1 protein-coding gene is annotated in these 1,612 nt (G+C 59.5%); it reads right to left on the reverse strand.

What is annotated here, in order from left to right; genetic code table 11:
* Positions 1–162 precede the first annotated feature (162 nt).
* Complete coding sequence (locus HMPREF0298_RS11185) at positions 163–1,542, reverse strand: HNH endonuclease signature motif containing protein (RefSeq protein WP_040423246.1); 1,380 nt, start codon at positions 1,540–1,542, stop codon at positions 163–165.
* Positions 1,543–1,612 lie beyond the last annotated feature (70 nt).

The raw sequence follows: 1,612 nt of genomic DNA on the forward strand, positions 1-1,612 counted from the left end.
ACGACATCGATGTTCCCTCTCCGATCGGTGTGATGCTCGGTTCGGAAATGTGGCTGCGCCAGTTTGATTCCAACGCCCAGGTGATCGTGCGTTTCTACCCCACCGATCACAGTGGGACGGTCAACGCGTCCACGGTGGATTCTGTTCCTTTCCTTCGGGACATCAACCAGAGTTAGCGTCTGGGTTGGTGTCGGGTTTGTGGGGGAAGGTCATGCCGTATTCCTGCTCGAGGCGTGCCAGTGCTTCGATGCAGGTGTCGTAGTTGCCGGTGGTGTCGAAGTCGTCGAGGATTGTGTGCCCTTTAGCCATAAACGTCGCGACCCGGTCACGCAGGACACGTCGCTGGTCCAGGCTGTGGTTCCACCGGGGGTTGTCCGCCCCAAGCTGGGTGGTGATAAACCCATCGGGCTCGCTCAACGCATACGTGCCGTCAGCAAATAGCCACACGATGTCGCCGGTGGTGGGGTCGGGAATGTAGTAGGCACGACGATCCGTTTTCACGTTGTGGTGGCGTTGACACAACGAGAACAAATTCGCTGGGGTTGTGCTTCCCCCGTCGGCGTAGGGGACGCGGTGATCAAGCTGGCAATGCTGCGCATCACGGGTACAGCCCGGCCAGACGCAGGTGCCGTCGCGGGCGATAGCGAACGCTTTCATCCGGGCCGAGGGGACGTAGCCGTCGATCTCGTGGCCGGCAACATCACCAAGGTCCACGATGCGCGAGGCGTACTTTTCGGCCACAGCACTGCCCTCGGCATCGGTCCACCCCGTACCGGGGAAGAACACTGATGCACCGTCGACAATGTCACCATCGGGGCCCAGGGGTGCGAACCCGAAAATAGTCACCGTGGGTGGTGTAGTGAGTTCCCCGGTCAGGATTAGGCGTGCTGCTTCGTCTTCGGAGATGTTGTTCTCCGCTGCCACGTGTGCGCGGTATTGCCGGATCAGGGCGTGGGTGGTGTTGTCGCACTCAACCGTGGTGCCGGAGCGTGCACCCAGTTCATAGTCGTGGACAACGAACGCGTCTTGTGGGCGGGTGCGGCGTTTTCTCTTCGCCGCGTCGTAACCCACGGTGGTGTCCAATTGGGCGATGAGCCGTCTAAGCCGGTGCACGATGGCTTTGGGTGTCAGCAACGGTTGGTTGGGTTTCGTGGCGGTAAACACCTCCACCAGGTACGCATCAATGTGGGCGTAGACCTCGGCGTTGACGTCGGGGCCAAGCTCCGCAATCGCGGTATCAATGCTGGTAAGGCGTTTGATGTCTAACAGGCGTGTGGTGTGTTGGATGTGGCGCAGCCCGGGCAGGTCGATCAGGCGTCGGTAGGCGAAGATGGCTTTTTCGACTGCTGCTTTGCTGTCCCCGATCGCGTGCTGGATGTGGGTGATCTCTACTTCGAAGTCATCGACCACGTGTGTGGTGTCGGCCCAAGTGGAGAAAATCTCGTATTCGATGTCGCGTTTGTGTTGACCCAGGCGTGCCAACGTGTCGCCTGGTCGTTGTGTGCGGAAGAAATTGTCATCCCCCGAGTGTGTCGCATCCATGTGCACCCCCCTTTCAACACCCACCATTATAATCGCACAGATATTCGCATGCAAGGGTTCGAGCGTGCTT

It is taken from the genome of Corynebacterium lipophiloflavum DSM 44291 (assembly GCF_000159635.1).
Taxonomy (GTDB): domain Bacteria; phylum Actinomycetota; class Actinomycetes; order Mycobacteriales; family Mycobacteriaceae; genus Corynebacterium; species Corynebacterium lipophiloflavum.